Source organism: Gordonia sp. VNK1 (genome assembly GCF_040049135.1).
Lineage (GTDB): Bacteria > Actinomycetota > Actinomycetes > Mycobacteriales > Mycobacteriaceae > Gordonia > Gordonia oleivorans.
Genome location: NZ_JBDZDJ010000025.1, coordinates 18,347 through 44,915 on the forward strand (window position 1 = coordinate 18,347; position 26,569 = coordinate 44,915).

A 26,569-nucleotide genomic window follows, 5' to 3' on the forward strand; every position below is an offset into this window, starting at 1 on the left:
CATGACTGGTGTCTACTTGGGGTGTTCGGTGACCCAGCGGTTCTCGGCAGCTGAGCGTCGAGCGCAGATCGTCGCGACAACTCGTGCGATGATCGCCGATGAGGGTGCACGGAGCGTGACGCTGCGTGCGGTGGCGCGTCGCTGCGGGATGACAGCACCGGGCATCAAGCACCACTTCTCCACGATGACCGATCTGTACCGCGAGGTCATCGATCAGTTCAATGACGAACAGAACGCGATCGTCGAGCAGATCGCCACCGCTGCAGGCGATGACATCACGCTGATCGGTCTCGCCGATGCCTTGGCCGCGTACTACTCCGAGCACTCTGATGAGACCCGGAACTTCGATCTGCTCGAGGCTGAGGCGATGGCTCCGGACCACCCGGCGCACGGTCTGTATCCGGTGCCTGCTATCCGTCCGCTTGCGGTGACCCGATACTTGGCGGAGCGTGACTACGAGGCCCCCGAGATAGTCGTGATGATCCTGAGCCTCGCCGTGGACGGCCTGCGGTTCCGCTGGCTTCAGAAGCGCGACGGAGTCGACATCTGGGCCGACTGGCTCGAGGTCCGCGACGAACTGTTCTCCTGTTTCGCAAAAAAGCCGTCGGCACCTCCGGATCCGCCGTTGATGACACCGCGCCGGTGAGATTGGCGTCTCCACCTCGGTGGATCTGACGCTGACCGCAGAAACCCGCGGAACCGGGGTTTCGTAGTGCCCTCGGTGAGACTCGAACTCACACTGGACGGGTTTTGAATCCGTTGCCTCTGCCAATTGGGCTACGAGGGCGTGCTGCCTGTTGGGGGCTGCAGCAGTCAAGTCTAGATGATCAGCCGGAGACGGTGACAGCCGGTACGCTTCGGTGCATCGCCCGTCGAGTGCGGGGGGTGCGACCTGGTGTTTTCAGGTTCCGAACTCAATGCGGAGGAGGGGATGGTGACGGTGGTTGACAGTGCGTCGGTGACGCCGGCCGGACAGCAGACAACACATAAGGTGCTTGTCGCAGAAGATGACTCTCTGATCCGGATGGACCTCATCGAGATGCTGCGCGAGGAGGGGTACGACGTCGTCGGCGAGGCCCCCAATGGGCAGGCGGCGGTCGATCTGACGGAGAAGCTGTCCCCGGACCTGGTGATCATGGACATCAAGATGCCGGTGCGCGACGGGATCGATGCGGCCGCCGAGATCGCGAGCAAACGCCTGGCGCCGGTGGTGATGCTGACCGCGTTCAGTCAGCGTGACTTCATCGAGAAGGCCCGCGAGGCCGGGGCGATGGCCTATCTGGTCAAGCCCTTCACCAAAGCCGATCTGGTGCCGGCGATCGAGGTGGCGGTCAGTCGCTACCAGGAGCTGCGGGAGCTGGAGAAGGAAGTCGCGTCGATGGCCGACCGGCTGGAGACCCGCAAACTGGTCGAACGGGCCAAGGGGCTGCTGATGGAAAAGCAGTCGCTCTCGGAACCCGAGGCGTTCAAGTGGATTCAGCGGGCCGCGATGGATCGTCGTACCACGATGAAGGCTGTCGCGCAGGTCGTGGTGGAGACTCTGGGTCCGCAGGAGTAGGACGACACCACTCGTAAATTCTGGGAAAACGTGCAGCGCGTTGTCGTGGGAGTTTGCCGTCAAAGCATCGCACGTACGCATTTGTGGGTCTATGTTTTCCCAAGGTCTGCTCAGTAGATCTCTCGACCGTGGGGTCGGGCTGGCTCTCGGAGAGAGGTAGTAACAATGCACCGTCGCGTGACGACAGTTGCACTGGCGACGACGCTGGCAGCTGTGCTCGCCGTCTCGGCATGTAGTAGCAAATCCACCGACTCAGGGTCCGAATCCAGCGGGGCCGCAGGCTCCGGGCTGACGATCTCGCCTGTCGCCCAGATCAATACGCAGGGCCAGGAACAGCCATCCGTCGAAGAGGCCAACGCGCTCAATCCCGCCGAGCCCGGTGGCCAGACCTGCGAACCCGCGACCATCGCCATGGCGGGAGCTCTCACAGGTGCCGACGCCGCCCTGGGCATCAACATCAAGTACGGTGCCCAGCTCGCGGTCGACCAGCACAACAAGGCCAACCCGAACTGCCAGATCACGTTGAAGACCTTTGATACGGAAGGTGATCCGCAGAAGGCGACGCAGGTCGCCCCGCAGATCACCAACGATGACTCGATTATCGGCCTCATCGGTCCAGCTTTCTCCGGTGAGACCAAGGCGACAGGCGGAATCTTCAACCAGGCCGGACTGGTGTCGGTGACGGCGTCGGCCACCAACCCGAGCCTCACCAACAACGGTTGGAAGACCTTCTTCCGAGGCCTGGCCAATGACGATGTGCAGGGACCCGCGGTCGCGAACTACCTGACCGGCGATCTCGGAAAGCAGAAGGTCTGCGTGATCAAGGACGACACCGACTACGGTACCGGACTCGAGGCCGCCGTCACCAAGGCTCTCGGCTCCAAGGCCGACGCAAGTTGCTCGGGTGACGTCAAGAAGGGTGAACGTGACTTCTCGGCTGTGATCTCGAAGGTCACTGCGGCGCAACCGGATGCGGTGTTCTACGCCGGTTACTACGCCGAGGCTGCGCCGCTCGCGCAACAGTTGAAGACCGCAGCGCCGGACGTGACCTTTGTGTCGGGTGACGGGGCGAATGATCCTCAGTTCACCGCGCAGGCCGGCGACGCCGCCAAGGGTGCGTACCTGTCGTGCCCGTGTGGTCCGGCTCCGTCGCAGTTCGCCCAGGAATACCAGTCGGCGTTCAACCAGGCCCCGGGCGTGTACTCGGTCGAGGCCTACGACATCGCAGCGATCATGATGAAGGGCATCGAAGAGGGCAACAACACCCGCCCGAAGCTCCTTCAGTACATCGGGCAGTACCGCGGAGCCGGTCTCGCGCGCCAGTACTCCTGGCAGGACAACGGCGAGCTCTCGACGTCACTGATCTGGATGTACGAGGTCAAGTAGCACTCCACCGCACGCACTCGGTGCGTCCGCGTCGCCGGCCGGCGTCCGGACGCACCGAGTGCTGTGACTCTGGGCAAAGGAGATGAATGACCACCACATATCTGGTGGCCGAGACGACAACGACGGTCGCATCGACCATCGGCTTCGATGTGCACTCACTGATCGACAGTTTCTGGGTGCTGACCATCGAGGGGCTGACCTATGGTTCGATCTATGCCTTGGTGGCCGTCGGTTACACCCTCGTCTATGGCGTACTGCGGCTGATCAACTTCGCGCACTCCGAGGTGTTCATGCTCGGGATGTTCGGTACCTACATCGGCCTCCTGATACTGGGGTTCAGTCCATCCGGCGACACCTATGCCGAGGGCACCGTGATGACGGTGATCTATCTGGTGCTGGCAGGGCTCTGCGGCATGGTCGTATCCGGCGGTGCCGCAGTGGGCTTGGAGTTCGTTGCGTACCGTCCGCTGCGGCGTCGCAATGCGAAACCGCTGGCGTTTCTCATCACGGCGATCGGCATGTCGTTCGTGCTGCAGGAGTTCGTGCACTATGTCCTGCCCAAGGCGCCGGTCGACCCACCGCTCGGCGGGTCATCGGCTCAGCCAACCATCCGACTGGTCGAACCGGTCAAGGAGTTCACCATCTTCGGTGCTCCGGTCACCAACCTGACCATGGTCATCATCTTGTCGGCGATCGTGCTGGCACTCGGCACGGACTTCATGATCAATCGAACTCGGCTCGGTCGTGGAATCCGTTCGGTCGCACAGGATCCCGACGCGGCCCTGCTCATGGGGGTTTCTCGTGAGCGGATCATCGTCGTCACCTTCCTGATCGGTGGTCTCCTGGCCGGTGCCGCGGCGTTGCTCTACACGCTGCGCGTGCCCAACGGGATCATCTTCAACGGCGGATTCATTCTGGGCATCAAGGCGTTCTGCGCAGCGGTCCTCGGCGGGATCGGCAACGTGCGCGGCGCGCTGCTCGGTGGACTCTTGCTCGGCGTCATGGAGAACTACGGATCAGTACTGTTCGGCAACCAGTGGAAAGACGTCGTTGCCTTCGCTTTGCTCATCCTCGTCCTCATGTTCCGTCCGACGGGCATCCTGGGGGAGAAACTCGGGAAGGCGAGAGTATGACGACGCACTCGGTCGGCAACACAACGCCGAAGAACCCGGATCGCCGCGGCATCGGCGATGCGATCCGAAGCTGGTGGGACTCGCTACCGCGCGTTCAGCAGTGGCTGGTCGGGGTGCCGCTCATCGTCCTGCTGGCCCTGTTGCCGGTCATCAATCCACCATTGATCACCACGACCGCCACCAATTTCGGTGTTGTCATGGCAACCTTCGCGATGACCGCGTTGATTGCCATCGGCCTCAATGTGGTTGTGGGCCAAACGGGACTCCTCGACCTCGGATATGTCGGCTTCTACGCGGTGGGGGCGTACACGGTGGCGCTCATGACGAGCCCGTCCAGCCCCCTGTGGGGAAGTCCGGATCACGGTTTCTTCTCGGGTCCGTGGGCATGGCTGGCGTGTGTCCCTCTTGCCATTGTCGTCACGGGCATCACTGGCCTCATTCTCGGCACGCCGACGCTCCGTGTGCGGGGTGACTACCTCGCCATCGTGACCCTCGGCTTCGGCGAGATCGTGCGTCTGCTGGCCGACAACCTCACCGAGATCACCAACGGCGCGTCGGGTCTGCAGGGTGTGCTCTTCCCCGAGTTGCACCGGACTGCCGAGAGCCCGGACGGTGTCTTCTCCACCGCGAACAACACCTCGACCCTCAATTACGGCGTGTGGTGGTACTGGCTGGGAATTGTGGCGGTGATCATCGTGCTCATCGTCATCGGCAACCTCGAACGCAGTCGGGTCGGCCGATCGTGGGTGGCGATTCGCGAGGATGAGGATGCCGCCGAGATCATGGGCGTCCCGACCTTCAAGTACAAGCTGTGGGCATTCGTGATCGGCGCAGGCATCGGCGGATTGTCGGGCGCGGTGTACGCGGGCCAGGTCCAGTACATCGACCCCAAGGCGTTCACGGTGATCAACTCGATGTTGTTTCTCTGTGCCGTGGTTCTGGGTGGGCAGGGCAACAAACTCGGCGTCATCGCGGGTGCGTTCATCATCGTGTACCTGCCTGCTCGGGTGCAGGGCGTCGAGGTCGGTGGGCAGGCTCTGAGCGAGTTCAAGTACCTGTTCTTCGGGATTGCGCTGGTCGTCCTCATGGTCTTCCGGCCACAGGGACTTTTCCCGGCCCGTGCCCGGCTGATCACCTTCGGCCGGCAGGTCTACTCTGCGGTTCAACGCAACCCAAAGCCCGAACCGTCGGGTAGCGAGGAGGCCCACGCGTGACACACCGATCGCCCGACAACCCGGACCAGCCATTCGATCCGACTCCGGACAATGCGGAGCAACTGGCCGACGTGGAGGCCGACCCGGAAGCCACGACGGTGGTCGATCCCGCCGAGGTGATTCCGCAACTGGCAGACCCGGAGATGGTGGCCGAAGTTGTTGCGCCGCAGCGAGAGATCGCGGCGGAAGAGGGTGAGATCCTCCTGAAGGTAGAAGGGCTGACCGTCGAGTTCGGCGGCCTCGCTGCGCTCGATGACGTCAGCTTCGACATCAAACGCGGTGAGATCCTCGGGCTGATCGGCCCGAATGGCGCCGGAAAGACCACCTGCTTCAACGCGATCACCGGTGTGTACCGACCGACCAGCGGGATTGTCACATTCGACCAAGCACCATTGGGAAAACTCAAGCAGCACAAAATCACTCGACGGGGGATCGCGCGGACCTTCCAGAATGTCCGCCTCTGGGGCGAGATGACGGCGCTGGAGAACGTGTGCGTCGGGACGGATGCCCGTCACAAGACGTCGGTCTTCGGTGGCATCTTCCGGACTCCGCGGCACTACCGCGAGGAGCGGGACGCCGTCGATCGCGGAATGGCGTTGCTCGAGTTCGTCGGGATCGGGCCTCGTGCCGCGGAGAAGGCGTCGAACCTACCCTACGGCGACCAACGACGACTCGAGATCGCGCGGGCACTGGCGACCGAACCCAAGCTCTTGTGCCTGGACGAGCCGGCGGCCGGGTTCAACCCGAGCGAGAAGACGGCGTTGATGGGCCTGATCCAGAAGATCCGCGACGACGGCTACACCATTCTGCTGATCGAACACGACATGCGTTTGGTGATGGGCGTGACCGACAGGATCGTCGTGCTGGAGTTCGGGCGCAAGATCGCCGAGGGCAGTCCACGCGAGGTTCGTGACAATCCCGCGGTCGTCGCGGCTTACCTGGGAGTTCCCGATGACGAAATCGCTTGATCCGCAGGACTCCGAGAAGGGCGACGCCGTCCAGACGTCGACGTCTGCGGCGGCGGTCTTCGAGTTGACCGACGTCGTGGTCCACTACGGTCGGATCCGCGCTCTTCATGGGATCTCCTTGCATGTCAAGGAAGGCGAGCTGGTCACCCTCCTGGGCGCGAACGGCGCCGGGAAGTCCACCACCATGCGGGGAATTTCCGGGCTCAACAAGCTCAGCGCGGGTGACATCAAATTCAACGGTGAATCGATCACCCGCTTGGCGCCGCATGAGCGCGTCGCCCGCGGGATCATCCAAGTTCCCGAGGGGAGACGGATCTTTCCCGGGATGACGGTGCTGGAGAACCTCGACATGGGGTGCTACGGCAGGAGGTTCCCCAGCAAGGCGGCATACAACGATGCGCTGGAGCACGTCTTCGACGTCTTTCCCCGGTTGGGGGAACGTCGCAAGCAATACGGCGGCACGATGTCCGGCGGCGAGCAACAGATGCTCGCGATCGGTCGCGCTCTGATGGCCCGCCCGACGTTGCTACTCCTCGACGAACCGTCGATGGGTCTGGCTCCCATGGTGATTCAGCAGATCTTCCGGATCATCGCCCAGATCAACGAGAGCGGCACCACGATCCTGCTCGTCGAACAGAACGCTCAGCAGGCCCTGAGCCGGTCCGACCGCGGCTACATCCTCGAGACCGGAACGATCACCAAGGAGGGCGCGGGCAAGGACCTCCTGGTCGACGACGCCGTCCGGGAGGCGTACCTGGGTGTTGCCTGAGCGGGGTGATCCCGGGATCGGTGTGGCGAACCGTGCGGAGTGCTGTCAGGGGTCATCACTAGACTCGCAGGGGTGAGTCCAGCGACGAATGTTTCCACCGGCCCGGACAAGAAGAGCGCTCGGGGCAAGGCCGATACACAACCGGTGTTGATGCTGCTCGACGGGCATTCGTTGGCCTACCGTGCCTTCTTCGCGCTGCCCGCGGAGAACTTCCAGACCGAGACCGGCCAGCACACCAACGCGGTGTACGGCTTCACCTCGATGCTGATCAACCTGCTGCGTGACGAGGAACCCACGCATATCGCGGCAGCGTTCGATGTATCCCGCAAGACCTTCCGCTCCGACATGTACCCCGAGTACAAGGCGCAGCGCTCGAAGTCGCCGGACGAGTTCAACGGTCAGGTCGACGTGACCAAGGAGGTCCTCGATGCGCTGGGCATCCAGGTCATGGCCATCGAGGGCTACGAGGCCGACGACATCATCGCCACCCTGGCCACCGAGGCCGAGGCGCAAGGGTTCAAGGTGCTCGTCGTCACCGGTGACCGTGACTCGCTGCAACTCGTCGACGACTCGGTCACCGTGCTCTACCCGAAGAAGGGTGTGTCCGAGCTGACCCGCTTCACTCCCGAAGAGGTGGAGAAGAAGTACGGTCTGACGCCCGCGCAATATCCCGACTACGCGGCACTGCGCGGGGACCCCAGTGACAACCTGCCGGGCATTCCCGGTGTAGGGGAGAAGACCGCCTCCAAGTGGATTCGCCAGTACGGTTCGCTGGCCTCCCTCGTCGATCACGTCGACGAGGTGAAGGGCAAGGTCGGAGACGCGCTGCGGGCCAATCTCGCATCGGTGCAGACCAATCGGCAACTCACCGAACTGATTCGTGACATGCAGCTGCCGGCGGGGCCACAGGACCTGGCGCGGGTCGGCTGGGACCGTGACCGCATCCACCGGCTCTTCGACGATCTGGAATTCCGCGTCCTGCGCGATCGGCTGTTCTCCACCTTGAGCTCGGTGGTGCCCGAGGCCGAGTCGGGCTTCGACCTCGACGGTTCAGTACTCGGCGCCGGCGAGGTCGGCGAATGGCTGGCCGAGCATGCCCGCACCGGACGTGCCGGGCTGACCATCACCGCCCCGCACACCGTCGTCGGTGCCGACGTCAACGGCATCGCGATTGCCGCGGCCGACGGAGTCTCGGCATATGTGGACATCACCCAGCTCGACCCGGCCGACGAGAAGGCCCTCGGTGAGTGGCTCGGCGACACCGAGATCGCCAAGGCGCTACACGAGACCAAATGGGCCATCCACGCCCTGCGGTCGCGCGGATGGACGCTGCGCGGCGTCACCAGCGACACCGCCCTGGCGGCCTATCTCGTCCGTCCCGGGCAGCGCACCTTCAATCTCGACGACCTCGCGTTGCGGTACCTGCGGCGCGAACTACGCGCCGACGACGGCTCCGGGGATGCGCAACTGTCGTTGCTCGATGACGATGGCGGCCTGGGGGAGCAGGCCGAACATCACATGCTCGAGGCCCGAGCCGTCGCCGAACTCGCCGACGTCCTCGACACCGAACTCGACCGCATCGACTCCCGCGCGCTGCTCACCGAGATGGAACTGCCGCTGCTGTTCGTCCTCGCCGACCTCGAGGCTGCCGGGATCGCCGTCGACGTCGAGCATTTCGGTGATCTCGAGGAGGAGTTCGCCGAACGCATCCGCACCGCCGCCGAGGCCGCCTACGAGGTGATCGGGGAGCAGATCAATCTCGGCTCACCCAAGCAGTTGCAGACGGTGCTGTTCGACAAGCTCGACATGCCCAAGACCAAGAAGACCAAGACCGGCTACACCACCGATGCCGACGCCCTGCAAACCCTGTACGAGAAGACCGAGCACCCCTTCCTGGCGCACCTACTCGAACATCGTGATGCGACCCGGTTGAAGGTGACCGTCGACGGGCTGCTGAAGTCGGTGGCCGACGACGGTCGCATTCACACCACGTTCAATCAGACGGTGGCCGCGACCGGACGTCTCTCGTCGACCGAACCGAATCTGCAGAACATCCCGGTCCGCACCGACGCCGGTCGCCAGATCCGGCGTGGATTCATCGTCGGTGAGGGATTCGATGACCTGATGACCGCCGACTACAGCCAGATCGAGATGCGCATCATGGCGCATCTGTCGGAGGATGCCGGCCTCATCGAGGCGTTCAACACCGGTGAGGATCTGCACAACTTCGTCGGGTCCCGTGCGTTTGGGGTTCCCATCGACGAGGTGACCACCGAGATGCGGCATCGGGTCAAGGCGATGTCGTACGGACTTGCCTACGGGCTCAGTGCCTTTGGGCTCGCCGCCCAACTGCGCATCAGTCGTGACGAGGCCAAGGAACAGATGGAGGCCTACTTCGCCCGGTTCGGCGGGGTGCGTGACTACCTCCGCGACGTCGTCGCCGAGGCACGTCGCAACGAATACACCGCGACCCTGTTCGGGCGTCGCCGCTACCTGCCCGACCTCAACAGCGACAATTGGCAGCGACGCCAATCGGCGGAGCGGATGGCCCTCAACGCGCCCATCCAGGGCACCGCCGCCGACATCATCAAGGTGGCGATGATCAACGTGCACAAGCGGCTCGCGGCCGAGGGGTTGCGGTCGCGGATGCTGCTGCAGGTGCATGACGAACTCGTCGTCGAGGTCGTCGACGCCGAACGCGAGCAGGTCGAGACGGCCGTCCGCGAAGAGATGGGTTCGGCGATCACCCTGTCGGTGCCACTGGAGGTGTCGGTCGGTTACGGCCGGTCCTGGGACGACGCCGCGCACTGAGGCTGACTTCTTGAGAATGAACGGCTACGACGAACCACCGCGGCAACGATCACCCTGGGTGATCCCCGTGATCGTGGGACTGGTGGTCGGGGTGATCGTCGTCGGTGCGGTCATTGTCGGAGTGAAATTATCTCGGGGACAATGGAACTCGGTGGGCGCCGACTCGGGTTCGGGATCGACCACGAGTACCGTCGTGATCACCGAGACCGCCCCTGCGACACCCACCAGCACCACCATCGAGACCACCGCACCGTCGCCTACCGACGGCCCGGACAGTTCCGATGACGGCCCAGACGATTCCGGCGGTACGAACGGCGACGGAACCGGCGCACCGGACCTGCCCGTGCCGCCGATCGCCGACACCGAGTGGTACGCACAATTCGGCGCCTTCGATGACTACGGTGGCGCCGAGTCCGTCCGCGACGAACACTACGGTTCGCTGATCCTGCCGGGTGAGATGGTGGGGTCGTCGAGCCGTTACGTGGTGGCCCGGCCGACCCGGTCCCGCAGTGACGCGGAGGACGTGTGCGCGCAGTTCTCCGACGGCGCGTGCATCGTCAAACACCGGAGATGACATTGGGCCTGGTTGACGAGAGGTTCGCCGACGCCGATCAGACCAGTTCGCGTTCCAATCCGGAGATCACCAGGTCGACGGCGAAGGCGAACGACGAGTCGGCGCGTGCGACCCCCGTCGGGGCCGACCGGGCGGCGCGGGCCAGAGTTGAATCATCGGGAAGTTCGGAGACCGCCCAGACCTCTTCCGGCGCCGCGAGGTCGAGGGCGGAACCGAGTGCGACCGTATCGAGCAAGGTGATGATGTCGATGATCCGGTCGAGGTGAAAACCCGATCCGAAGAGTTTGTCGGCGAGCCGGTCGTAGCCCTCGAGTACCTCGGGTGCCCTGACCGTCTGCGCCGTCAGCGCACGCACCAACTCGGGGTGGGCGCCAAAGGCGTTCCGGTAGCTGATGAGCCACTGCCGGACGGTCTCGGTCCACGGAAGTGACCAGTCGACGTGTTCGGCGAGTTCGGCGGCCACCGACCCACGGATGAGTTCCAGAAGGTATTCCCGGCTCGGGATGTGGTGATACAGCGACGACACCGCGACACCGAGATCTTTGGCGATGCCCGGCATGGTGAACGAGCCGCGATCATCGAGAGCCGCGAGTGCGGCCCGCGCAATCGAGCCCGGGTCGAGGAGTGGGGACTTGGGACGTACCACGCCTCCACCCTAGGGCCTGTCCCCGAGGTGCCGTCGTCAGACGGACACCGCCTGGTGGGTCGGCTGCCCGTCGACCATGGTGAGGACGATCGGGGCGTCGGCGACCTCGTCGGCCGGTGCGGTCAGGGGATCGACGGCGAACGCGGTCAGGTCGGCACGCGCACCGACGGAGATTCGGCCGGCGTCGGTGGAGCCCTGTGCGCGCGCCGCGTGGATGGTGTAGCCCTCCAGGGCCATCCGCGCGGTCAACCCCTGGGAGGCGAGAACGGGTGACTCGTCGTGATGCCCGGCTCGCCGCCGGAGCCGAGCATCGGCCATGATCGATCGCGCATCGAACGGTGCCACCGGCCAGTCCGATCCCAGGGCCAGGATGGCCCCGGCATCTCGAATGTCGCGGGTCCGGAACGCCCGACCGGCACGTTCGGCGCCCAGCCGCTGGGACCAGTTGTCGGTGTGATCAGCCCGGGTGTAATGCGTACAGTGCGTGGGCTGCATGCTCGCGACCACCCCGTCACGGGCGAACCGATCCACGAGGTCATCGGGCAACGTCTCGATGTGTTCGATCCGATGGCGGGCACCCGACGGGGTGGGGCCGAGACCGGCCAGACTGTCGAGGGCGTAGCGGATCCCTGCGTCCCCGATGGCATGAGTGACTGTCGGAACTCCGCGCTCGGCGAGATAGCGCACCGCGTGGCGGTACTCGGCCGGATCCGGCCACAAGGGTGCCGTCGACTCGCCGTGGGAGTCCGCGCGATCCAGCCACGCCGTGCCGTTGTCGATGGTGCCGTCGATCATGAACTTCACACCGTCGACCGCCCACCGTCGTCCGCCGGTCCGCTGCAGGTCGATGATGTGGTCGAGTTGGTCGTTCGCGAAACCCGGCATGCAGAACGGTGCGAATCGCAACCGAAGGGGTAGGTCGGCGGCATCCTCCAACGAGCTGACCAGGTTTCCGCTGTCGGCCTCGAAGTCCATTGCATTGCCGGCGGTGATCCCGGCGGCGGCCATCCCGGCGAGCACCTCACGCAGGCGCCGTCGACGATCCGACGCGGTGTCGGACGGCAACACGGCGCCGACCACCTCGATGGCTTCGAGTTCGAGCAGCAGTCCCGTGGGCACATCGTCGCTGCAGACGATCTCGGCGTTGCCCGCGAAGTCGCGTGGCCCGGTGACACCCGCGGCCCGCAGTGCCGCAGGGCCGGCGAGTGCCGAGTGGGCGTCGAAGAGGTACAGCAGGACCGGAACCTGATCCCCGAGGGCGGACACGATCGGGGCGTTGGTCACCGGGCCACCCCGGAAGATATTGGGATCGAGTCCCCAACCGCGAACCCAGCCGTCGACGGGGCGGGCGGCGCGCAGCGCGAGTATCAACTCGTCGATGCTGGTGGTCCCGGACAGGTCGATACCCGCCGTCATGTCGATCCCCAGGACGGGATGGATGTGCCCGTCGATGAGACCCGGTGTCAGCGTGGCATTTCCGAGATCGATGACCTCCGTGGACGGGGAGATGACCGATCTCATTTCGTCGCGGTCGCCGACCGCGCGGATGACGCCGTCGGAGATGGCCACGGCCGAAGCCGGGCGATCGGTGGTCATGGTGTGGACGGTGCCGGCGAAGACGATCGTGTCGGCGTGAGAGGTCATGAGTGCGTTCCTTGTCGGTGGTGTGCTCAGCGTTCGGCCGCGGCGTTCGGATCGTCGTAGAGACCGCCGATCCGCCGATACGTCGCGGGTCGTTTGATCCGGAAGTAGTGGGCCGCAACGGCCCCGCCGATCAAGACGATGCCGACCACACCGACCAGCGTGGTGTTGACGGCCAGGCTGTATCCGGTCAGCAGATCGATCTTGTCGACGAGCACCACCAGTCCGGTGCCCAGCATGATCGTGGCGGCGACACCCGCGCTGACCCCGACCCGTTCGACGCGTACCGCCTTCTTGCGGATGAAATAGCACACGACGGCAACGGACGTGATGACCTGAAGGGCGATGATCCCGACCACGCCGGGGGTGTTCACCAACAGGAGCAACTGGTAGTACGGATCGGCCCCGGCGATCGCGAGTCCGCCGACGACGACGATCGCGAACACGGTCTGCAGGGCGCCCGCGCGGGCCGGGGATTTGAACGTGGGGTGCGTGCGGTCGAGAACGCGGGGCAGGACGCCGTCGCGGGCCAGGGAGTACGTGTAGCGATTGATCGCATTGTGAAAGGCGATCTGTGACGCGAGTGCGCTGGTCACGATGAGCACGGACATGACATCGGTTGCCCATGTGCCGACGTAGGTCGTCATCGCCGAAAAGAACAGTCCGGCAACGTCATCGACTGCTGCCTGCTGGACCTGATCGGAGCCGAATGCCTGCGTGATCGACCAGACGACGAAGCAGTAGAACACCGCCATGAAGGCGACCGCCCAGTAGGTGGCCCGGGGGATGGTGCGGTCGGGGTTCCTGGCCTCGGAGCGGTAGAGCGCGGTCGATTCGAATCCCATGAAGGCGGCGAAGGCGAATGCGAGAACGCCGGCCATACCGGGTGCGAACACGGCTTTCGGTGTGAAGGACACGGCATCGATTCCATGGGCGCCGCCCTGTACCAGGATGGCCACCGCGAGCACGGCGAGGATGCCGCTCTCCAAGGTCAGCAGCACGCCGAGGAACTTGGCGCCGACGTCGATGCCCCGACGTCCGACAAACCAGACGATCGCGATCGCTGCCAACGCCAGCACCGGCCACGCCACGTGAACCCCGAACAACCTCTGCAGCGCGTCCTGGGTCTGAACCGCCATCAGTCCGTACACGCCGATCTGCAGCGCGTTGTAGGCGACGACGGCCAGGAACCCGGCCGCGAGTCCGGTGGATCGTCCCAGGCCGAGGGTGATGTAGGAGTAGAACGCGCCCTTACCGCCGGTGTGCCGGGTCATGGCCATGAAGGCGACGGCGAACACCGCGAAAGCGACCCCGGCGGCCAGGTAGGCCACCGGGGCACCGACGCCGCCGATCGCCAGGCCCAGGGGGGCCACGCCGGCCATGACGGTCAGGGGTGCCGCGGCGGCGACCACCATGAACGCGATGGCCGAGGCCCCCAGAGCGTTCTGTTTGAGGTCGACGCCGGCGGGAGGTGCGGAATCGACACCGATTCCGACCGAACTGGTGGGGGGAATGATGGAAGTCCGTGTCATGAAATAACTTTCGGCGTGGGCTGTGCTGAGTGATTCGGGACCGCTGCGCCGGGGCCGCCGTAACCGAATGATATTCGGTTAGAACAATGTGACCCATGCCCCACAGTGCTGTCAAGACTCTTGGGAAGATTCGGAGATGACGAAATCGCAAGCCGTGAGAATCGGTGTCATGGACGGCGACGGCATCGGGCCGGAGATCGTGCCGGTCGCGGTGGCCGTCGCCGATGCCGCGGCGGCGCATGAGGGATTCGAATTCGATTGGCTGTCCTTGCCTTTGGGGCGAGGGGCGATCGAGTCCCACGGCACGCCGATACCCCAACAGACCCTGGAGGCGCTCGATGCGCTCGACATCTGGGTACTCGGCCCACACGATTCGGCGGGCTACCCCGAACGCTTCGCCGGCGATCTGACACCCGGCGCGGTGATCCGGAAACGCTACGGCCTCTACGCCAACCTGCGCCCGTGCCGCGGCCTTCCGGGCGTGGGCGCGCTCGCACCCGAGATCGACGTCGTCATCGCCCGGGAGAACTCCGAAGGGCTCTACGCCGACCGCAACATGGCGGTCGGGTCGGGGGAATTCATGCCGACCCCGGACATCGCGTTGGCGGTCGGGGTGATCACACGGGCCGCAACCGAACGCATCGCACGGCAGGCGTGTGAGTTGGCCACGGAGAGATCGGGCCGGTTGACGATCGTGCACAAGGCCAACGTGCTGACGATGACCACCGGACTGTTCCGCGACGTGTGCCGGGAGGTCGCCGCCGGATACCCCGACCTGACGGTGACCGACGCGCACGTCGACGCCATGGCCGCCCTGCTGGTGCGCCGGCCCGGCGACTTCGACGTGATCGTCACCGAGAACCTCTTCGGCGACATCCTGTCCGACCTCGCCGGTGAACTCGCCGGGTCGCTCGGCATGGCCGGCTCGATCAACTGCTCGGACACCGTCGTTATGGCGCAGGCATCGCACGGCGCGGCGCCCGACATCGCAGGGCGCGGCGTCGCCAACCCGATCGCGATCATCTCGTCCACCTCGAAGGCGTTGCGGTGGTACGGCAGGCGCACCACCGACGAGAGATTGACACGCGCCGCCGACGCGATCGATGCGGCGGTCACAGCGGCACTTGCCGACGGTGCGCTCACTCCCGATCTGGGTGGTTCGGCGACGACGGTGCAGGTGGGCGAGCGGGTGATCGCTCACCTGGACGGTCAGATCGGCTCAGCCGGTTAATCTTTCGTAACCAACCGGTGAAGTGGCCGTTCAGGCAGTAAGTTCAGACGCCGGGGGACACGGCAGTTTCGATTGGTTCAAACCTGCTCCGATGTCGGGGCGTGAAGGGGATGTGTGATGCGCGAGCGTTCAATCCGATCAGCAGCGATGCGGCTGCCGGGGATTCTCACGTTGTTGCTGGCGGTGATCGCGCTGGTGGTGGCGGGTTGCTCGAACGACGAGTCGACCGAGGGGAGCGGCGGTACCACCGCAATCCAACCCATCACCGTCGACGTCGCGAAGCAAGCCGACATCGCATCGCTGCTGCCCGCCGAGATCGCACAGTCCGGACAGCTGATCGTCGGCGTGAATGTGCCCTACGCCCCGAACGAGTTCAAGGACAGCAGCGGTCAGATCATCGGTTTCGACGTCGACCTGATGAACGCCATCAGCAAGGTCCTCGGCGTCACCCCGGTCTACAAGGAGGCCGACTTCGACAAGATCATTCCGTCGATCCAGGCAGGTACCTTCAACATCGGTATGTCCTCGTTCACCGACAACCTCGAGCGGCAGCAACAGGTCGACTTCGTCACCTACTTCAATGCCGGCACCCAGTGGGCGCAGCAGGCCGGTGGGAACATCGACCCGAACAACGCCTGCGGCAAGAAGGTTGCCGTGCAGGCCACCACGGTGCAGGACACCGATGAGATCCCGGCGAAGAGCAAGGCCTGCACCGACGCGGGTAAGCCGGCCATCGAGAAGGTGAAGTTCACCGATCAGTCCGAGGCGACCAACGCCCTCGTTCTGGGTCGAGTGGACGCCATGTCGGCGGACTCGCCGGTCACCGCGTATGCGATCAAGCAGGCCGGCGGCAAGATCGAAGCGGCCGGAGAAGTGTTCGATTCGGCGCCGTACGGATATCCGATCGCCAAGGGATCGCAGCTGGCGCAGGCCGTCCAGAAGGCCGTTCAGTACCTGATCGACAACGGCCAGTACAAGACCATCACCGAGCATTGGGGCGTGCAGGCCGGAGCCATCCCGACCGCGGTCATCAACGGCGCAACGAGCTGACCGGGTGAGCTCACCGGCAACCGGTCCGATCGGTGTGGGTTCTGACGATTCGTCAGGACCCGCACCGATCAAGGCGGTACCCCTCAAGCATCCGGGGCAGTGGGTAGCCGCGGCGATCGTCCTCGTCCTGCTGTTCTTGTTCGTCTACGGCGCCGCGACCAACAGTGCCTACGGATGGAGCACCTACGCGAAGTACCTCTTCGACACCCGCATCCTCGAAGGTGTCGGATACACCCTCGCGTTGACCGTGCTGTCGATGGTGATCGCCATCGTGCTCGGCGTGTTGCTGGCGGTCATGAGACTGTCGCCGAACCTTGTTCTGCGGTCGGTGTCCTGGGTATATCTCTGGATCTTCCGCGGCACGCCGGTGTACGTGCAGTTGGTGTTCTGGGGGCTCTTCCCGTCGCTGTACAAACAGATCGATCTCGGAATCCCGTTCGTCTATCAGTTCGTTCACTTCGACATCCAGTCACTCAACGCGGCGTTCACCTTCGCGATGATCGGTCTGGCGCTCAACGAATCCGCCTACATGGCAGAGATCGTGCGCGCCGGTATCTCCTCGGTGGGCGAGGGGCAGACCGAGGCCTCGGTGGCGCTGGGGATGTCGTGGACCCAGACGATGCGGCGCACGGTGCTCCCTCAGGCCATGCGGGTCATCATCCCGCCGACCGGCAACGAGGTCATCAGCATGCTGAAGACCACCAGCCTGGTGACCGCCGTTCCGTTCAGCCTCGAGCTCTACGGCGTCGCGCACGATATTTCGGGTGTGAATTTCGAGCCGATTCCACTCCTGCTGGTCGCCTCGAGCTGGTATCTCGCGGTCACCAGCATTTTGATGGTCGGCCAGTTCTATCTCGAGCGTTACTACGCGAGAGGTGCCTCGAGGCAACTCACGGCCCGGCAGTTGAAGGCAATGGCGGCAGCGCAGAACAAGGTCGTCGTCGATGAGGAGAGCGATGAGCGTCGGTGACGTGAAGACGCAGCCCATGGTGCTGGCGGACCGCGTGTGCAAGAGTTTTGGGACTCTCCAGGTGCTCAAGGGCATCACTCTGGAGGTCGCGAAGGGCGAGGTCCTCTGCCTGATCGGCCCGTCCGGTTCGGGCAAGTCGACCTTCCTGCGCTGCGTCAATCACCTCGAGGTGGTCAACGCCGGACGCCTGTACGTCGACGGTGACCTCATCGGCTATCGGGAGCGTGGCGACAAACTCTACGAGATGAGCCCGAAGGATGCGGCCAAGCAACGTCGGGACATCGGGATGGTGTTTCAGCACTTCAACCTGTTCCCGCATCGGACGGCGCTGGAGAACGTGATCGAGGCGCCGACGCAGGTCAAGAAGCAGTCCAAGGACAAGGCCATCGCGAGGGCAAAAGAGCTACTCGACCGGGTGGGGTTGGCGGACAAGGCCGACACCTACCCGGCGCAACTGTCCGGTGGCCAGCAGCAACGTGTGGCGATCGCACGGGCGCTCGCAATGGACCCGAAACTGATGCTCTTCGACGAGCCCACCTCGGCGCTCGATCCCGAACTGGTAGGCGAGGTGCTCGGGGTGATGCGTGAACTCGCGGCATCGGGGATGACGATGGTTGTGGTCACCCACGAGATGGGTTTCGCCCGTGAGGTTGCCGATCAACTCGTCTTCATGGACGGTGGCGTCGTCGTCGAAAAGGGTGTTCCGCGTGAGGTTCTCGGAAATCCACAGCATGAACGGACAAAGGGTTTCCTGTCGAAGCTGTTATAAGAAATGGGTTGATTTCCATAACCGGGGAAGAGTGGCCGGGAAGCCCTGTTCCTTCGTTTGAATAACTATGTGCAGTACATTCTTTGGTGGTAAATGAGGGTGAACCGCCACCATTGTTCATGACTCTTCGCTACCGTGTTGATCGCGCTGATCGTCGCTTTTCTGCGCCTGGCGCGTCCACACGGAGGTAGATCATGCCACTCGAAACGGGTGCTGAATTCGCAGGCTATCGGGTCGTGCGTGCGCTGGGGTCGGGCGGGATGGGGGACGTCTACCTTGTCGAACATCCCCACCTGGGCCGGTTGGAGGCACTGAAACTCATATCTGCGCGTGGCGATGAGTCTTTCCAGCAGCGGTTCACCCGCGAGGCGCAAACGGCAGCATCTCTCAAACATCCCAGCATCGTCACCATCTATCACTACGGGGTTACCGACCAGGTTCCCTGGTTCACCATGGAATATATTGCAGGGGAGGATCTTTCACGTCATCAGCCGCTGCGTCCAGGCGACATCGGCACGATAGTCACGGCCACCGCGTCGGCGTTGGACTACGCGCACCAGCGAGATGTCGTTCACCGCGACGTCAAGCCGGGCAACATCATGATCACCCGCGACGGTCCGGGCACCGCGATCGAGCAGGTGACGCTGCTCGATTTCGGTATCGCCCGCCTCATCACCTCCAGCGCCCACTTGACAGCGACAGCCGCCTTTATCGGCACCCTGCACTACGCCGCACCGGAAATCCTCGACGGGAGTTCAGCCTCCGGCCGCTCTGATCAATACGCGTTGGGATGCACGGTTTTCGAGCTCTTGGCCGGACACCCCCCATTTGCCGGGGAACATCCCGGGGCCATCATGGCTGCGCACTGGAACTCGCCGCCGCCGCGATTGAGCGATGTGATTGCCGATTTTGCGCCTCTCGACGCTGCATTGGCCAGGGCGATGGCGAAGCGGCCGCCAGACCGCTACGCGTCATGTGGTGAATTCGCCGACGACATCCGAACCGGCCTCGCCCGACTGAACCCGAGCGTCCGTGACGCGACGACGGTCGTACGGCAGATCGGAGTCGCCGCGGTTGCGCCGATGGCCTCAGAAGCGACGTCGGCAACTCAGATTGTCTCGCGGCCCGCTCCGAGTAGTCGCCCCGTAACCGCTCCCCGGGTGGCGCCGCCGATCTCGAACCCTGGCATGCCGCCGATCTCGAACCCTGGCATGTCACCACTCTCGAATCCTGGAATGATCGACCCGAGGGGCAATTCCCCGTTCGCCAATTCCCCGTTCGGGCCGCCGAATCCGGCGAGCGGAGCGGTGTCCGGCGAATCGGGTCGCCCCACCGACGCACGTCGGGCGAGGCGTCGGCGAGTCATGATGATCGGCGTCCCGGTACTGGTCCTTCTCGTGGTCGCTGCGGTGGTGGCGGGGCTGGTCCTGTGGCCCGACGGCGAGTCGTCCGCTGACTCGATCGCCGGCGCGAATGCCGCACCCGTCGAACCAACACGTGTGTCCGAGATCATCCAGGTGTCGTTGGACGGGGTGCCGGTGGCGCACAACGCCTCTGACTCCACGCTGGACCCGGCGGGCGATGGGAAGGCGGTCTGCGGCTCATCGACGAAACTGGCGCTCATGGCGCCGTTGAGCGGGGCCCGCGCCGAAACCGCCAGTACCCTGCCGAACAGTGTTCGGATGGCGATCGATGCGCATAACTCGGCGAACCCCGAATGCCAGGTGGGCATCGCCCAGTTCGACACGCAGGCATCGGCCGACACCGCTGCCCGGGTGGCTCAGACCGCCGCCGCCGATCCGTCGATCATCGGCCTGATCGGCCCGTGGTCATCTGCAGAGTCTGCGGCGACGGGCCCTGTACTTGCGCCGGTGGGGCTTGCATTTGCGAGCCCGTCGGCAACGAGAAGCGTGCTCCTCGAGCAGAACTGGGGCAACTTCTTCATGGGCGCCGCGTACGAGGGGGTCCTCAACCGGGCAATCGCCCTCTATCTCCGGGGCGAGGGGTACCGCCGCGTATGTGTGGTCAGTGACGACGACGCGTACACCGCCGCCGCGGCGCGGATGTTCGCATCGAACCTCGGTGCCGCGGCCGACAACTCCTGTGTGATCACCGTGCCGGTGGGTAGTGAACAGTTTCCACAGCAGGTGCAGCAGGTCAAGAGTCAGGCACCAGACGCCGTCTTCTACCTCGGAGTGACCGACGAGGCGGCGCCATTCGTCGATCAACTACGCTCCGCGGGCCTGGCGGCGCCGATCTACGCCGGCGGCGACGGAGTGGTGAACCGATCGTTCTTCGCCATCACCGGACCGCAGGGATCGGGGGTACGCCTCACCTGTGAATGTGGCCCGGCCGCACCCGCATTCGTCAGTGACTACCGGGAGCGATATGGGCGGGAACCGCACTTCTTCGCCGCCGAGAGCTACGATCTGACGGCCATCATGCTCAAGGCGATCGATTCCGGGGTTCGTGACCGCGCGAGGATGGTGAACTTTCTGCGCAACTTTCACGGCGCCGGGATGGCCCGCGATTACGAATGGTTGGGCACCGGTGCGTTATCGCAGCCCACCGCGTGGATTTACCAGATCAGGTGAGGTGTGACCGGGATCAGTCGGGCTTCGTGCAGCAGAAGATCGCTGTACCCGGAAAGTAGCTGCCGCGCAACGGACTCCACTGTCCCCATTCGCGTTCCAGGTCGTCGGGCCACTCGGGTTCCACGATGTCGTCGAGAATCATTCCAGCCGAACGGATCTCGCGGACTCGATCACCGATCGTCCGATGATGCTCGACATAGGTGATCGTGCCGTCTGCGTCGACCTCCGAGTACGGCGTCCGGTTGAAGTAGGGGATGGCCACGGTCAGACCGTCCGGGCCGGGGTCGTCGGGGAACATCCAGCGCATCGGGTGATTGATCGAAAAGACCCACCGCCCACCGGGAATGAGGATGCGGGCGACCTCGGCCATCACGGTCGCGGAGTCGGCGACGAAGGGGACGGCCCCGAACGAGGAGAAGGCGATGTCGAACGAGGTGTCGGCAAAGGGCAGCGATTCGGCGTTGGCCTGAACCAGCGGCACCCGTTGCTCGCCGAATAGTTCCATCGCGGCGATGCCGTAGCCGAGCATGCCGCGGGACAGATCGGTGGCCACGACGTCTGCGCCCTGGGTGGCGAGCCATCGCGAGCACGGCGCCGAACCGCATCCCACCTCCAGGACGGTGCGTCCCCGAACGTCGCCGAGAAGGTGCGCATCGGCCTCGTGCAGATTCTCCGGACACCACACGAAGTCGCCGCCGGCCACGTCGGCACCGAGGAAATCCCCGTGCTCGCGGTGATACTCACGGCTTTCCAGATCCCACCACGAGCGGTTGGCCCGCTCGCTGACCGCCGAACCGATGTCGCCGAGGACCCGCGGTTGGTGCGGTGAATCGGGCGTCGACGGATCAGGAGAGTTCACGCAGCGAGTGTAGAGCGGGCCCGTCCCGGACGGTTATGCAATCAACTCGTAGAAGCGGAACAACGAGAAGTCATCGATCGGCAGGACTGCCATGTCGCCGAATCCGGCCTCCACCGCGTAGGTGCGCAGCGTCTCGGGTCGCATCACCGTGCCGGTGGCCGCCGACGGCGTCGACGACATGCCGTCCGGCAGGCAGATGAACAGCGAGAAGCCGTACATCAGGCGGTCGACCTCGGAGGCCGGCCCGGCGAACGCGGGGGAGACGGCCTCGTCCATGACGATCATCGAACCGCCGGGCGCGAGTGCCTCGCGCACCGCGCGGAGGACATCCACCGGACGCGGCATGTCGTGGACGCACTCGAAGGCAAACGCCAGATCGAACGGCTCGGCGTCGGCGAGGGTCGCGGCGTCGGCGAGTTCGAAGCGAACCCGTGCGGCCACACCGGCCTCGTCGGCATTGCCGCGGGCCGCGTCCACCGATTTCTCGTCGATGTCGAGGCCGACGAGGGTGGCCTCCGGGTAGGCGGTCGCCAGCGCGATCGTCGACCACCCGAAACCGCATCCGATGTCGGCGACGCGGGCACCCGGGCGGCGCAGCCGCCGGTCCACCTCGGGGACCGACGCCAACGCCGGCGCCAGCGCGCGCTCGAACCAGGGACGGTTCAGCGCCGACTGGCACTCCCGTGCGTCGACGCCGAACCGATGCCAGCTGACGCCGCCACCGCCGCGGTAGGCGTCGAGGAGTTCGGGGAGGCGGCCGAAGGCGGCAGCGAAGATCCGGGGCAGTTCCCCGAGATAGGCGAGACTGTGTCGGTCGAGCAGGACCTCCGCAGCGCCCGGTGACAGGGCGAATCGCGGCGGCGTGGTCTCGAGGCCGACGCTCACCAGCGCGTAGGCGGCCTGCATCTCCAGCCACTCGCGGGCGTAACGCGGATCAGTGCCGGTACGTCGTGCCAGATCGTCCGAGGTCGTCGGGCCGTGGTAGGCAAGCTCGGCGTACCAGCCCATCCGTTCCCCGATGTACACGCTCATGAACTCCGAGACGTGCAGGGCATCGGCGAAGAGTCGTTCGGCGACGGAGTCGGCGTCGGCCATCGCGAGGTTGTCAGCGGTGGGCGCATCGAGGGGACTGGGGTCGGTCATGGTCCCAGAGTCCGCTTGCCGCCACCGATAGTCGACCGTTTTGTCCGATCGATATACGACTCAGCAGGAGCAGATCGACTCAGCAGGCCCGACCGCCGACGATGTGCTCGGAGACCGTGTCGGGATCCCAGCGGCGCAGCGCGGTGATCGTGGCCGGTGCGTCCGGCGGCGCCGCGGCCGCGCCGAGAACACGCAGGACCTCCGGTACCGCGTCCACCTCGACGCGACGGGCCAGTGTCACGTGCGGCGTCCAGCGGCCCGGCCGGCAATGCTCGAACAGAGCAGACTCATGCCCGTCCGACGTCGCGTACTCGGCACCGAGCCGAACGATCGCCGAGTGCGCCGACAGCAGTTCCGTCGTCGGCACCACCAGGCGGGCGATGACGCGTCGGTGCCCGTCGCCGAAGACCACGATGCCGCCGAGCGACACCGGAAACGGCAGTCGCATCGCCACCGTGGACAGGGCCGGGTCGATGCCGGACGCGATGTGACCGGCGGCGATGGCGGTGATGTGCGGGCGATTGGTCGACGACCGGATCGAGGCCTGATTGGGTAGTCCGGCGTCGGCCAGGTCGGCCCATTGGTGCCGGATCCGCTGGTCAGAGACGTCGTCGAGGAGGAATTCCACCGAGTGCGCCACCGTTGCACCTCTCGTCGTGTCCGAGGTCTTCGGTGACCGTCGGCGTCGCGGAGGGCATTTGCCCAGCACAACGCCCCTGGAGTACCCTGATCGACGCGCGTGTGCTGAATCTCGCGCGGTTGCGTGTGCCCTCAGACAGGGCACGCCCCCCAGCACGACAAACTGTACCTACTACATACCTGTCCGGAGCAACTCACCAATATGCCGTCCTCCACCATCACCTCGCCGCAAGTAGCCGTCAACGACATCGGCTCGGCTGAGGACTTTCTCGCCGCCATCGACTCCACGATCAAGTACTTCAACGATGGCGACATCGTCGAAGGCACCATCGTCAAGGTCGACCGCGACGAGGTTCTGCTCGACATCGGTTACAAGACCGAAGGCGTGATCCCCTCACGCGAACTCTCGATCAAGCACGACGTCGACCCCAATGAGGTCGTCAACGTCGGCGACGAGGTCGAGGCCCTGGTTCTGACCAAGGAAGACAAAGAGGGTCGGCTGATCCTGTCCAAGAAGCGCGCACAGTACGAGCGCGCCTGGGGCACGATCGAGGAGCTCAAGGAGAAGGACGAGGCCGTCAAGGGCACCGTCATCGAGGTCGTCAAGGGCGGCCTGATCCTCGACATCGGCCTACGTGGCTTCCTCCCGGCATCGCTGGTGGAGATGCGTCGCGTGCGCGATCTGCAGCCGTACATCGGCAAGGAGATCGAGGCCAAGATCATCGAGCTCGACAAGAACCGCAACAACGTGGTGCTCTCGCGTCGTGCGTGGCTCGAGCAGACCCAGTCCGAGGTTCGCAGCGAGTTCCTGCACCAGCTGCAGAAGGGCCAGGTCCGCAAGGGCGTCGTGTCCTCGATCGTCAACTTCGGTGCGTTCGTCGATCTCGGCGGCGTCGACGGTCTGGTGCACGTCTCCGAGCTGTCCTGGAAGCACATCGATCATCCGTCCGAGGTTGTCACCGTCGGTGACGAGGTCACCGTCGAGGTTCTCGACGTCGATCTCGACCGTGAGCGGGTCTCGTTGTCGCTCAAGGCGACTCAGGAAGATCCGTGGCGTCAGTTCGCCCGTACCCACGCGATCGGTCAGATCGTTCCGGGCAAGGTCACCAAGCTGGTGCCGTTCGGTGCATTCGTCCGCGTCGACGAGGGCATCGAGGGCCTGGTGCACATCTCCGAGCTGGCCGAGCGCCACGTCGAGGTCCCGGACCAGGTTGTCGCCGTCGGCGACGACGCGATGGTCAAGGTCATCGACATCGACCTCGAGCGTCGCCGGATCTCGCTGAGCCTCAAGCAGGCCAACGAGGATTACACCGAGGAGTTCGACCCGTCGAAGTACGGCATGGCCGACAGCTACGACGAGCAGGGCAACTACATCTTCCCCGAGGGCTTCGACGCCGAGACCAACGAATGGCTCGAAGGCTTCGAGAAGCAGCGTGAGGCATGGGAGGCCCGGTACGCCGAGGCCGAGCGTCGCCACAAGATGCACACCGCCCAGATCGAGAAGTTCGCCGCTGCTGCGGCCGAGGCCGAGAAGGCCCCGTCGGACTACTCGTCGGCATCGGAGAGCCGTAGCGCGTCGACCTCGTCGTCGTCCTCGTCCTCGTCGTCGGCCGGTGGTTCACTGGCCAGCGACGAGCAGCTCGCCGCGCTTCGCGAGAAGCTGTCGGGCAACGCCTGATCGTGCCCTGACGTAAGTCAACTGAACTCCCCGGCCCGGTATGGGCCGGGGAGTTCTGTCTTCCCGGGACATCGGACACATTGTCTTTTGACCATAATTTTCATTAACGGGTTGACTGTCCGTTGTGTATGCAAAACTGACAAATCCGACCAAGATCATCGCCCTGGCATCGGTCGCCTCGTTCGCGCTGGCCGCCTGCGGAACGGACTCCTCCTCCGGGGGTGCCTCGTCCGCGGCGCCAGTGGCCACTGAACAGGAAAGTGCGACACCGCGACTCGCGCTGTCGTATGACGGGGGTGTGTTGATCCTCGACGCGAACTCGCTCGACCAGGTCGCCGACATCCCGGTCGAGGGCTTCACCCGACTCAACTCGGCCGGCAACGGCCGCAACGTGTTCGTGTCCACGAGCGACGGATTCCAGGTGCTGGACATGGGTACCTGGACGGAATCCCATGGCGACCACGGACACTCCTACACAGCAACGCCGGTCATGACGGACATGCGATTCGGCGGCACAAAGCCAGGCCACGTGGTGCCGCACGCCGGGCGAATCACGTTGTTCTCCGACGGCACCGGCGAAGTCGACATCGTCGATCCCGATGCGCTCGCCGAGGGGAGAGCCGAATCGACGAGCCATACCGTGCCCGAACCCCACCACGGTGTTGCGGTGGCGCGTGCAGACGACACGCTCGTCGTGTCGGTCGGCAACGAGGACGAGCGCAGCGGGATCGCCATTCTGGATGGTGATCGTCGGGAGATCGCCCGTAACGACCAATGCCCCGGCATCCACGGCGAATCCGGAGCCGCCGACGGAGTACTGACCTTCGGCTGCGAGGACGGCATCCTGATCGTGCGCGGCAACGAGATTCAGAAGGTACAGAGCCCCGATGGGTACGGCCGCATCGGCAACCAGGCCGGTGACGAATCGTCGCCGATCTCGTTCGGCGACTACAAGAAGGAGCAAGACGCCGAACTCGAGCGCCCACAACAGTTCTCGCTGACCGACACCCGCAACGGCACGATCCGGATCGTGCCGATCAGCACCAGCTATAGCTTCCGGTCGCTGGAACGGGGCCCCAACGGAGAGGCGGTTCTCCTCGGCACCGACGGCGCGATCCACGTCTTCGACGTGAACACCGGTGCCGAGATCAGGTCCGTTCCGGCGATCGGTGCATGGACTGAACCCGATGAATGGCAGTCACCGATGCCGAATATGGTTGTGCAGAACGGGGTGGCGTATGTCAGCGACCCGAGCGCGAAGACGATCACCGCGTTCGATCTCGCCGACGGGAAGCGGAAGGATCAGGCACAGTTGCCGCAGACGACCATCGAGTTGACCGGCGTCACCGGCTGAGGCGGCAGGACGGATCGCGATTCTCACGGCCGGGTGGAGCCGAGAGTGGC

22 protein-coding genes, 1 tRNA gene and 1 pseudogene are annotated in these 26,569 nt (G+C 64.8%); 17 read left to right on the forward strand and 7 right to left on the reverse strand.

All coding sequences use genetic code 11. The annotated features are described in order from the left end of the window. Position 1 precedes the first annotated feature (1 nt). Entirely contained in the window at positions 2–646 is a 645-nt protein-coding gene (locus ABLE94_RS22635) for a TetR/AcrR family transcriptional regulator (protein WP_348809975.1), read from the forward strand. Between the two features lie 67 nt (positions 647–713). Here ABLE94_RS22635 and ABLE94_RS22640 read toward each other — a convergent pair. Then, positions 714–787 (reverse strand) — tRNA-Leu (locus ABLE94_RS22640). Positions 788–931: 144 nt separating this feature from the next. Here ABLE94_RS22640 and ABLE94_RS22645 point away from each other — a divergent pair. The 8 genes from ABLE94_RS22645 to ABLE94_RS22680 all read left to right on the forward strand — a co-directional run bounded on the left by ABLE94_RS22645 (position 932) and on the right by ABLE94_RS22680 (position 10,413). Continuing rightward, a complete protein-coding gene (locus tag ABLE94_RS22645; protein ID WP_348810010.1) occupies positions 932–1,558 on the forward strand; it encodes an ANTAR domain-containing response regulator in 627 nt (208 codons plus the stop codon). Between the two features lie 165 nt (positions 1,559–1,723). Further along, positions 1,724–2,944 carry a branched-chain amino acid ABC transporter substrate-binding protein gene (locus ABLE94_RS22650; protein ID WP_348809976.1) on the forward strand — a complete coding sequence of 407 codons (1,221 nt, stop codon included), beginning with the start codon at positions 1,724–1,726 and terminating at the stop codon, positions 2,942–2,944. 86 nt (positions 2,945–3,030) lie between these two features. Then, complete coding sequence (locus ABLE94_RS22655; protein WP_348809977.1) at positions 3,031–4,077, forward strand: branched-chain amino acid ABC transporter permease; 1,047 nt, start codon at positions 3,031–3,033, stop codon at positions 4,075–4,077. Then, positions 4,074–5,291 (forward strand): branched-chain amino acid ABC transporter permease, encoded by a 1,218-nt coding sequence (locus tag ABLE94_RS22660; RefSeq protein WP_348809978.1) that lies wholly within the window; start codon positions 4,074–4,076, stop codon positions 5,289–5,291. Before ABLE94_RS22655 ends, ABLE94_RS22660 begins: the two co-directional genes overlap by 4 nt. After that, positions 5,288–6,259, forward strand: a complete 972-nt coding sequence (locus ABLE94_RS22665) for an ABC transporter ATP-binding protein (protein WP_348809979.1) — start codon at positions 5,288–5,290, stop codon at positions 6,257–6,259. Before ABLE94_RS22660 ends, ABLE94_RS22665 begins: the two co-directional genes overlap by 4 nt. Beyond that, positions 6,243–7,028 (forward strand): ABC transporter ATP-binding protein, encoded by a 786-nt coding sequence (locus tag ABLE94_RS22670; protein WP_348809980.1) that lies wholly within the window; start codon positions 6,243–6,245, stop codon positions 7,026–7,028. Before ABLE94_RS22665 ends, ABLE94_RS22670 begins: the two co-directional genes overlap by 17 nt. 150 nt (positions 7,029–7,178) lie before the next feature. Continuing rightward, positions 7,179–9,839, forward strand: coding sequence for a DNA polymerase I (gene polA / locus ABLE94_RS22675; RefSeq protein WP_348810011.1), 2,661 nt, complete (start codon positions 7,179–7,181; stop codon positions 9,837–9,839). A 58-nt stretch (positions 9,840–9,897) separates the two neighbouring features. Beyond that, positions 9,898–10,413, forward strand: a complete 516-nt coding sequence (locus tag ABLE94_RS22680; protein WP_348809981.1) for a hypothetical protein — start codon at positions 9,898–9,900, stop codon at positions 10,411–10,413. A gap of 37 nt (positions 10,414–10,450) precedes the next feature. Here the strand turns inward: ABLE94_RS22680 and ABLE94_RS22685 are convergent, their stop codons facing one another. Genes ABLE94_RS22685 through ABLE94_RS22695 form a run of 3 tightly spaced genes read right to left on the reverse strand, consistent with a single transcriptional unit; the run spans position 10,451 to position 14,232 of the window. Continuing rightward, positions 10,451–11,059, reverse strand: a complete 609-nt coding sequence (locus ABLE94_RS22685) for a TetR/AcrR family transcriptional regulator (RefSeq protein ID WP_348809982.1) — start codon at positions 11,057–11,059, stop codon at positions 10,451–10,453. 36 nt (positions 11,060–11,095) lie between these two features. After that, positions 11,096–12,703 carry an amidohydrolase gene (locus ABLE94_RS22690; protein WP_348809983.1) on the reverse strand — a complete coding sequence of 536 codons (1,608 nt, stop codon included), beginning with the start codon at positions 12,701–12,703 and terminating at the stop codon, positions 11,096–11,098. A gap of 26 nt (positions 12,704–12,729) precedes the next feature. Further along, on the reverse strand, positions 12,730–14,232 hold the full coding sequence (locus ABLE94_RS22695; RefSeq protein WP_348809984.1) for an APC family permease: 1,503 nt from the start codon (positions 14,230–14,232) through the stop codon (positions 12,730–12,732). A 169-nt stretch (positions 14,233–14,401) separates the two neighbouring features. Between ABLE94_RS22695 and ABLE94_RS22700 the strand changes: the two genes are divergently transcribed. The 6 genes and pseudogenes from ABLE94_RS22700 (at position 14,402) to ABLE94_RS22725 (ending at position 20,846) form a co-directional block, all read left to right on the forward strand. Further along, a complete protein-coding gene (locus ABLE94_RS22700; RefSeq protein WP_348809985.1) occupies positions 14,402–15,463 on the forward strand; it encodes an isocitrate/isopropylmalate dehydrogenase family protein in 1,062 nt (353 codons plus the stop codon). Positions 15,464–15,580: 117 nt separating this feature from the next. Beyond that, positions 15,581–16,513, forward strand: coding sequence for an ABC transporter substrate-binding protein (locus ABLE94_RS22705; protein ID WP_348809986.1), 933 nt, complete (start codon positions 15,581–15,583; stop codon positions 16,511–16,513). Positions 16,514–16,517: 4 nt separating this feature from the next. Continuing rightward, complete coding sequence (locus ABLE94_RS22710; RefSeq protein WP_348807514.1) at positions 16,518–17,483, forward strand: amino acid ABC transporter permease; 966 nt, start codon at positions 16,518–16,520, stop codon at positions 17,481–17,483. After that, positions 17,470–18,252: an amino acid ABC transporter ATP-binding protein gene (locus tag ABLE94_RS22715; RefSeq protein WP_348809987.1), complete on the forward strand. Its 783-nt coding sequence runs from the start codon at positions 17,470–17,472 to the stop codon at positions 18,250–18,252. The genes ABLE94_RS22710 and ABLE94_RS22715 overlap by 14 nt, the downstream gene beginning before the upstream one ends. Positions 18,253–18,512: 260 nt before the next feature. After that, a pseudogene (locus ABLE94_RS26495) lies at positions 18,513–19,043 on the forward strand (serine/threonine-protein kinase); the annotation flags it as partial. A gap of 444 nt (positions 19,044–19,487) precedes the next feature. Further along, the gene (locus tag ABLE94_RS22725) at positions 19,488–20,846 is read left to right on the forward strand and encodes a branched-chain amino acid ABC transporter substrate-binding protein (protein WP_348807511.1); all 1,359 of its coding nucleotides are present in this window, start codon (positions 19,488–19,490) and stop codon (positions 20,844–20,846) included. 13 nt (positions 20,847–20,859) lie between these two features. Here the strand turns inward: ABLE94_RS22725 and ABLE94_RS22730 are convergent, their stop codons facing one another. From ABLE94_RS22730 to ABLE94_RS22740, 3 genes are all read right to left on the reverse strand, one after another. Continuing rightward, on the reverse strand, positions 20,860–21,705 hold the full coding sequence (locus ABLE94_RS22730) for a class I SAM-dependent methyltransferase (RefSeq protein ID WP_348809988.1): 846 nt from the start codon (positions 21,703–21,705) through the stop codon (positions 20,860–20,862). A 33-nt stretch (positions 21,706–21,738) separates the two neighbouring features. Continuing rightward, entirely contained in the window at positions 21,739–22,848 is a 1,110-nt protein-coding gene (locus tag ABLE94_RS22735; RefSeq protein WP_348809989.1) for a class I SAM-dependent methyltransferase, read from the reverse strand. 79 nt (positions 22,849–22,927) lie between these two features. Then, positions 22,928–23,488: a 2'-5' RNA ligase family protein gene (locus ABLE94_RS22740; RefSeq protein ID WP_348809990.1), complete on the reverse strand. Its 561-nt coding sequence runs from the start codon at positions 23,486–23,488 to the stop codon at positions 22,928–22,930. 201 nt (positions 23,489–23,689) lie between these two features. Between ABLE94_RS22740 and rpsA the strand changes: the two genes are divergently transcribed. Together rpsA and aztD are read left to right on the forward strand one after the other, a co-directional pair. Beyond that, positions 23,690–25,165: a 30S ribosomal protein S1 gene (gene rpsA, locus ABLE94_RS22745; RefSeq protein ID WP_348807507.1), complete on the forward strand. Its 1,476-nt coding sequence runs from the start codon at positions 23,690–23,692 to the stop codon at positions 25,163–25,165. 124 nt (positions 25,166–25,289) lie between these two features. Continuing rightward, positions 25,290–26,519 (forward strand): zinc metallochaperone AztD, encoded by a 1,230-nt coding sequence (aztD, locus tag ABLE94_RS22750; RefSeq protein ID WP_348809991.1) that lies wholly within the window; start codon positions 25,290–25,292, stop codon positions 26,517–26,519. The last annotated feature ends 50 nt before the right edge of the window (positions 26,520–26,569 follow it).

Excerpts from the sequence above, each read along its gene's own strand:
- ABLE94_RS22635 (WP_348809975.1), top strand. The coding sequence starts at position 2 with ATGACTGGTGTCTACTTGGGGTGTTCGGTGACCCAGCGGTTCTCGGCA.
- ABLE94_RS22645 (WP_348810010.1), top strand. The coding sequence starts at position 932 with ATGGTGACGGTGGTTGACAGTGCGTCGGTGACGCCGGCCGGACAGCAG.
- ABLE94_RS22650 (WP_348809976.1), top strand. The coding sequence starts at position 1,724 with ATGCACCGTCGCGTGACGACAGTTGCACTGGCGACGACGCTGGCAGCT.
- ABLE94_RS22655 (WP_348809977.1), top strand. The coding sequence starts at position 3,031 with ATGACCACCACATATCTGGTGGCCGAGACGACAACGACGGTCGCATCG.
- ABLE94_RS22660 (WP_348809978.1), top strand. The coding sequence starts at position 4,074 with ATGACGACGCACTCGGTCGGCAACACAACGCCGAAGAACCCGGATCGC.
- ABLE94_RS22670 (WP_348809980.1), top strand. The coding sequence starts at position 6,243 with ATGACGAAATCGCTTGATCCGCAGGACTCCGAGAAGGGCGACGCCGTC.
- polA (WP_348810011.1), top strand. The coding sequence starts at position 7,179 with ATGCTGCTCGACGGGCATTCGTTGGCCTACCGTGCCTTCTTCGCGCTG.
- ABLE94_RS22690 (WP_348809983.1), bottom strand. The coding sequence starts at position 12,703 with ATGACCTCTCACGCCGACACGATCGTCTTCGCCGGCACCGTCCACACC.
- ABLE94_RS22695 (WP_348809984.1), bottom strand. The coding sequence starts at position 14,232 with ATGACACGGACTTCCATCATTCCCCCCACCAGTTCGGTCGGAATCGGT.
- ABLE94_RS22700 (WP_348809985.1), top strand. The coding sequence starts at position 14,402 with ATGGACGGCGACGGCATCGGGCCGGAGATCGTGCCGGTCGCGGTGGCC.
- ABLE94_RS22705 (WP_348809986.1), top strand. The coding sequence starts at position 15,581 with ATGCGCGAGCGTTCAATCCGATCAGCAGCGATGCGGCTGCCGGGGATT.
- ABLE94_RS22715 (WP_348809987.1), top strand. The coding sequence starts at position 17,470 with ATGAGCGTCGGTGACGTGAAGACGCAGCCCATGGTGCTGGCGGACCGC.
- ABLE94_RS22725 (WP_348807511.1), top strand. The coding sequence starts at position 19,488 with ATGATCGACCCGAGGGGCAATTCCCCGTTCGCCAATTCCCCGTTCGGG.
- ABLE94_RS22735 (WP_348809989.1), bottom strand. The coding sequence starts at position 22,848 with ATGACCGACCCCAGTCCCCTCGATGCGCCCACCGCTGACAACCTCGCG.
- rpsA (WP_348807507.1), top strand. The coding sequence starts at position 23,690 with ATGCCGTCCTCCACCATCACCTCGCCGCAAGTAGCCGTCAACGACATC.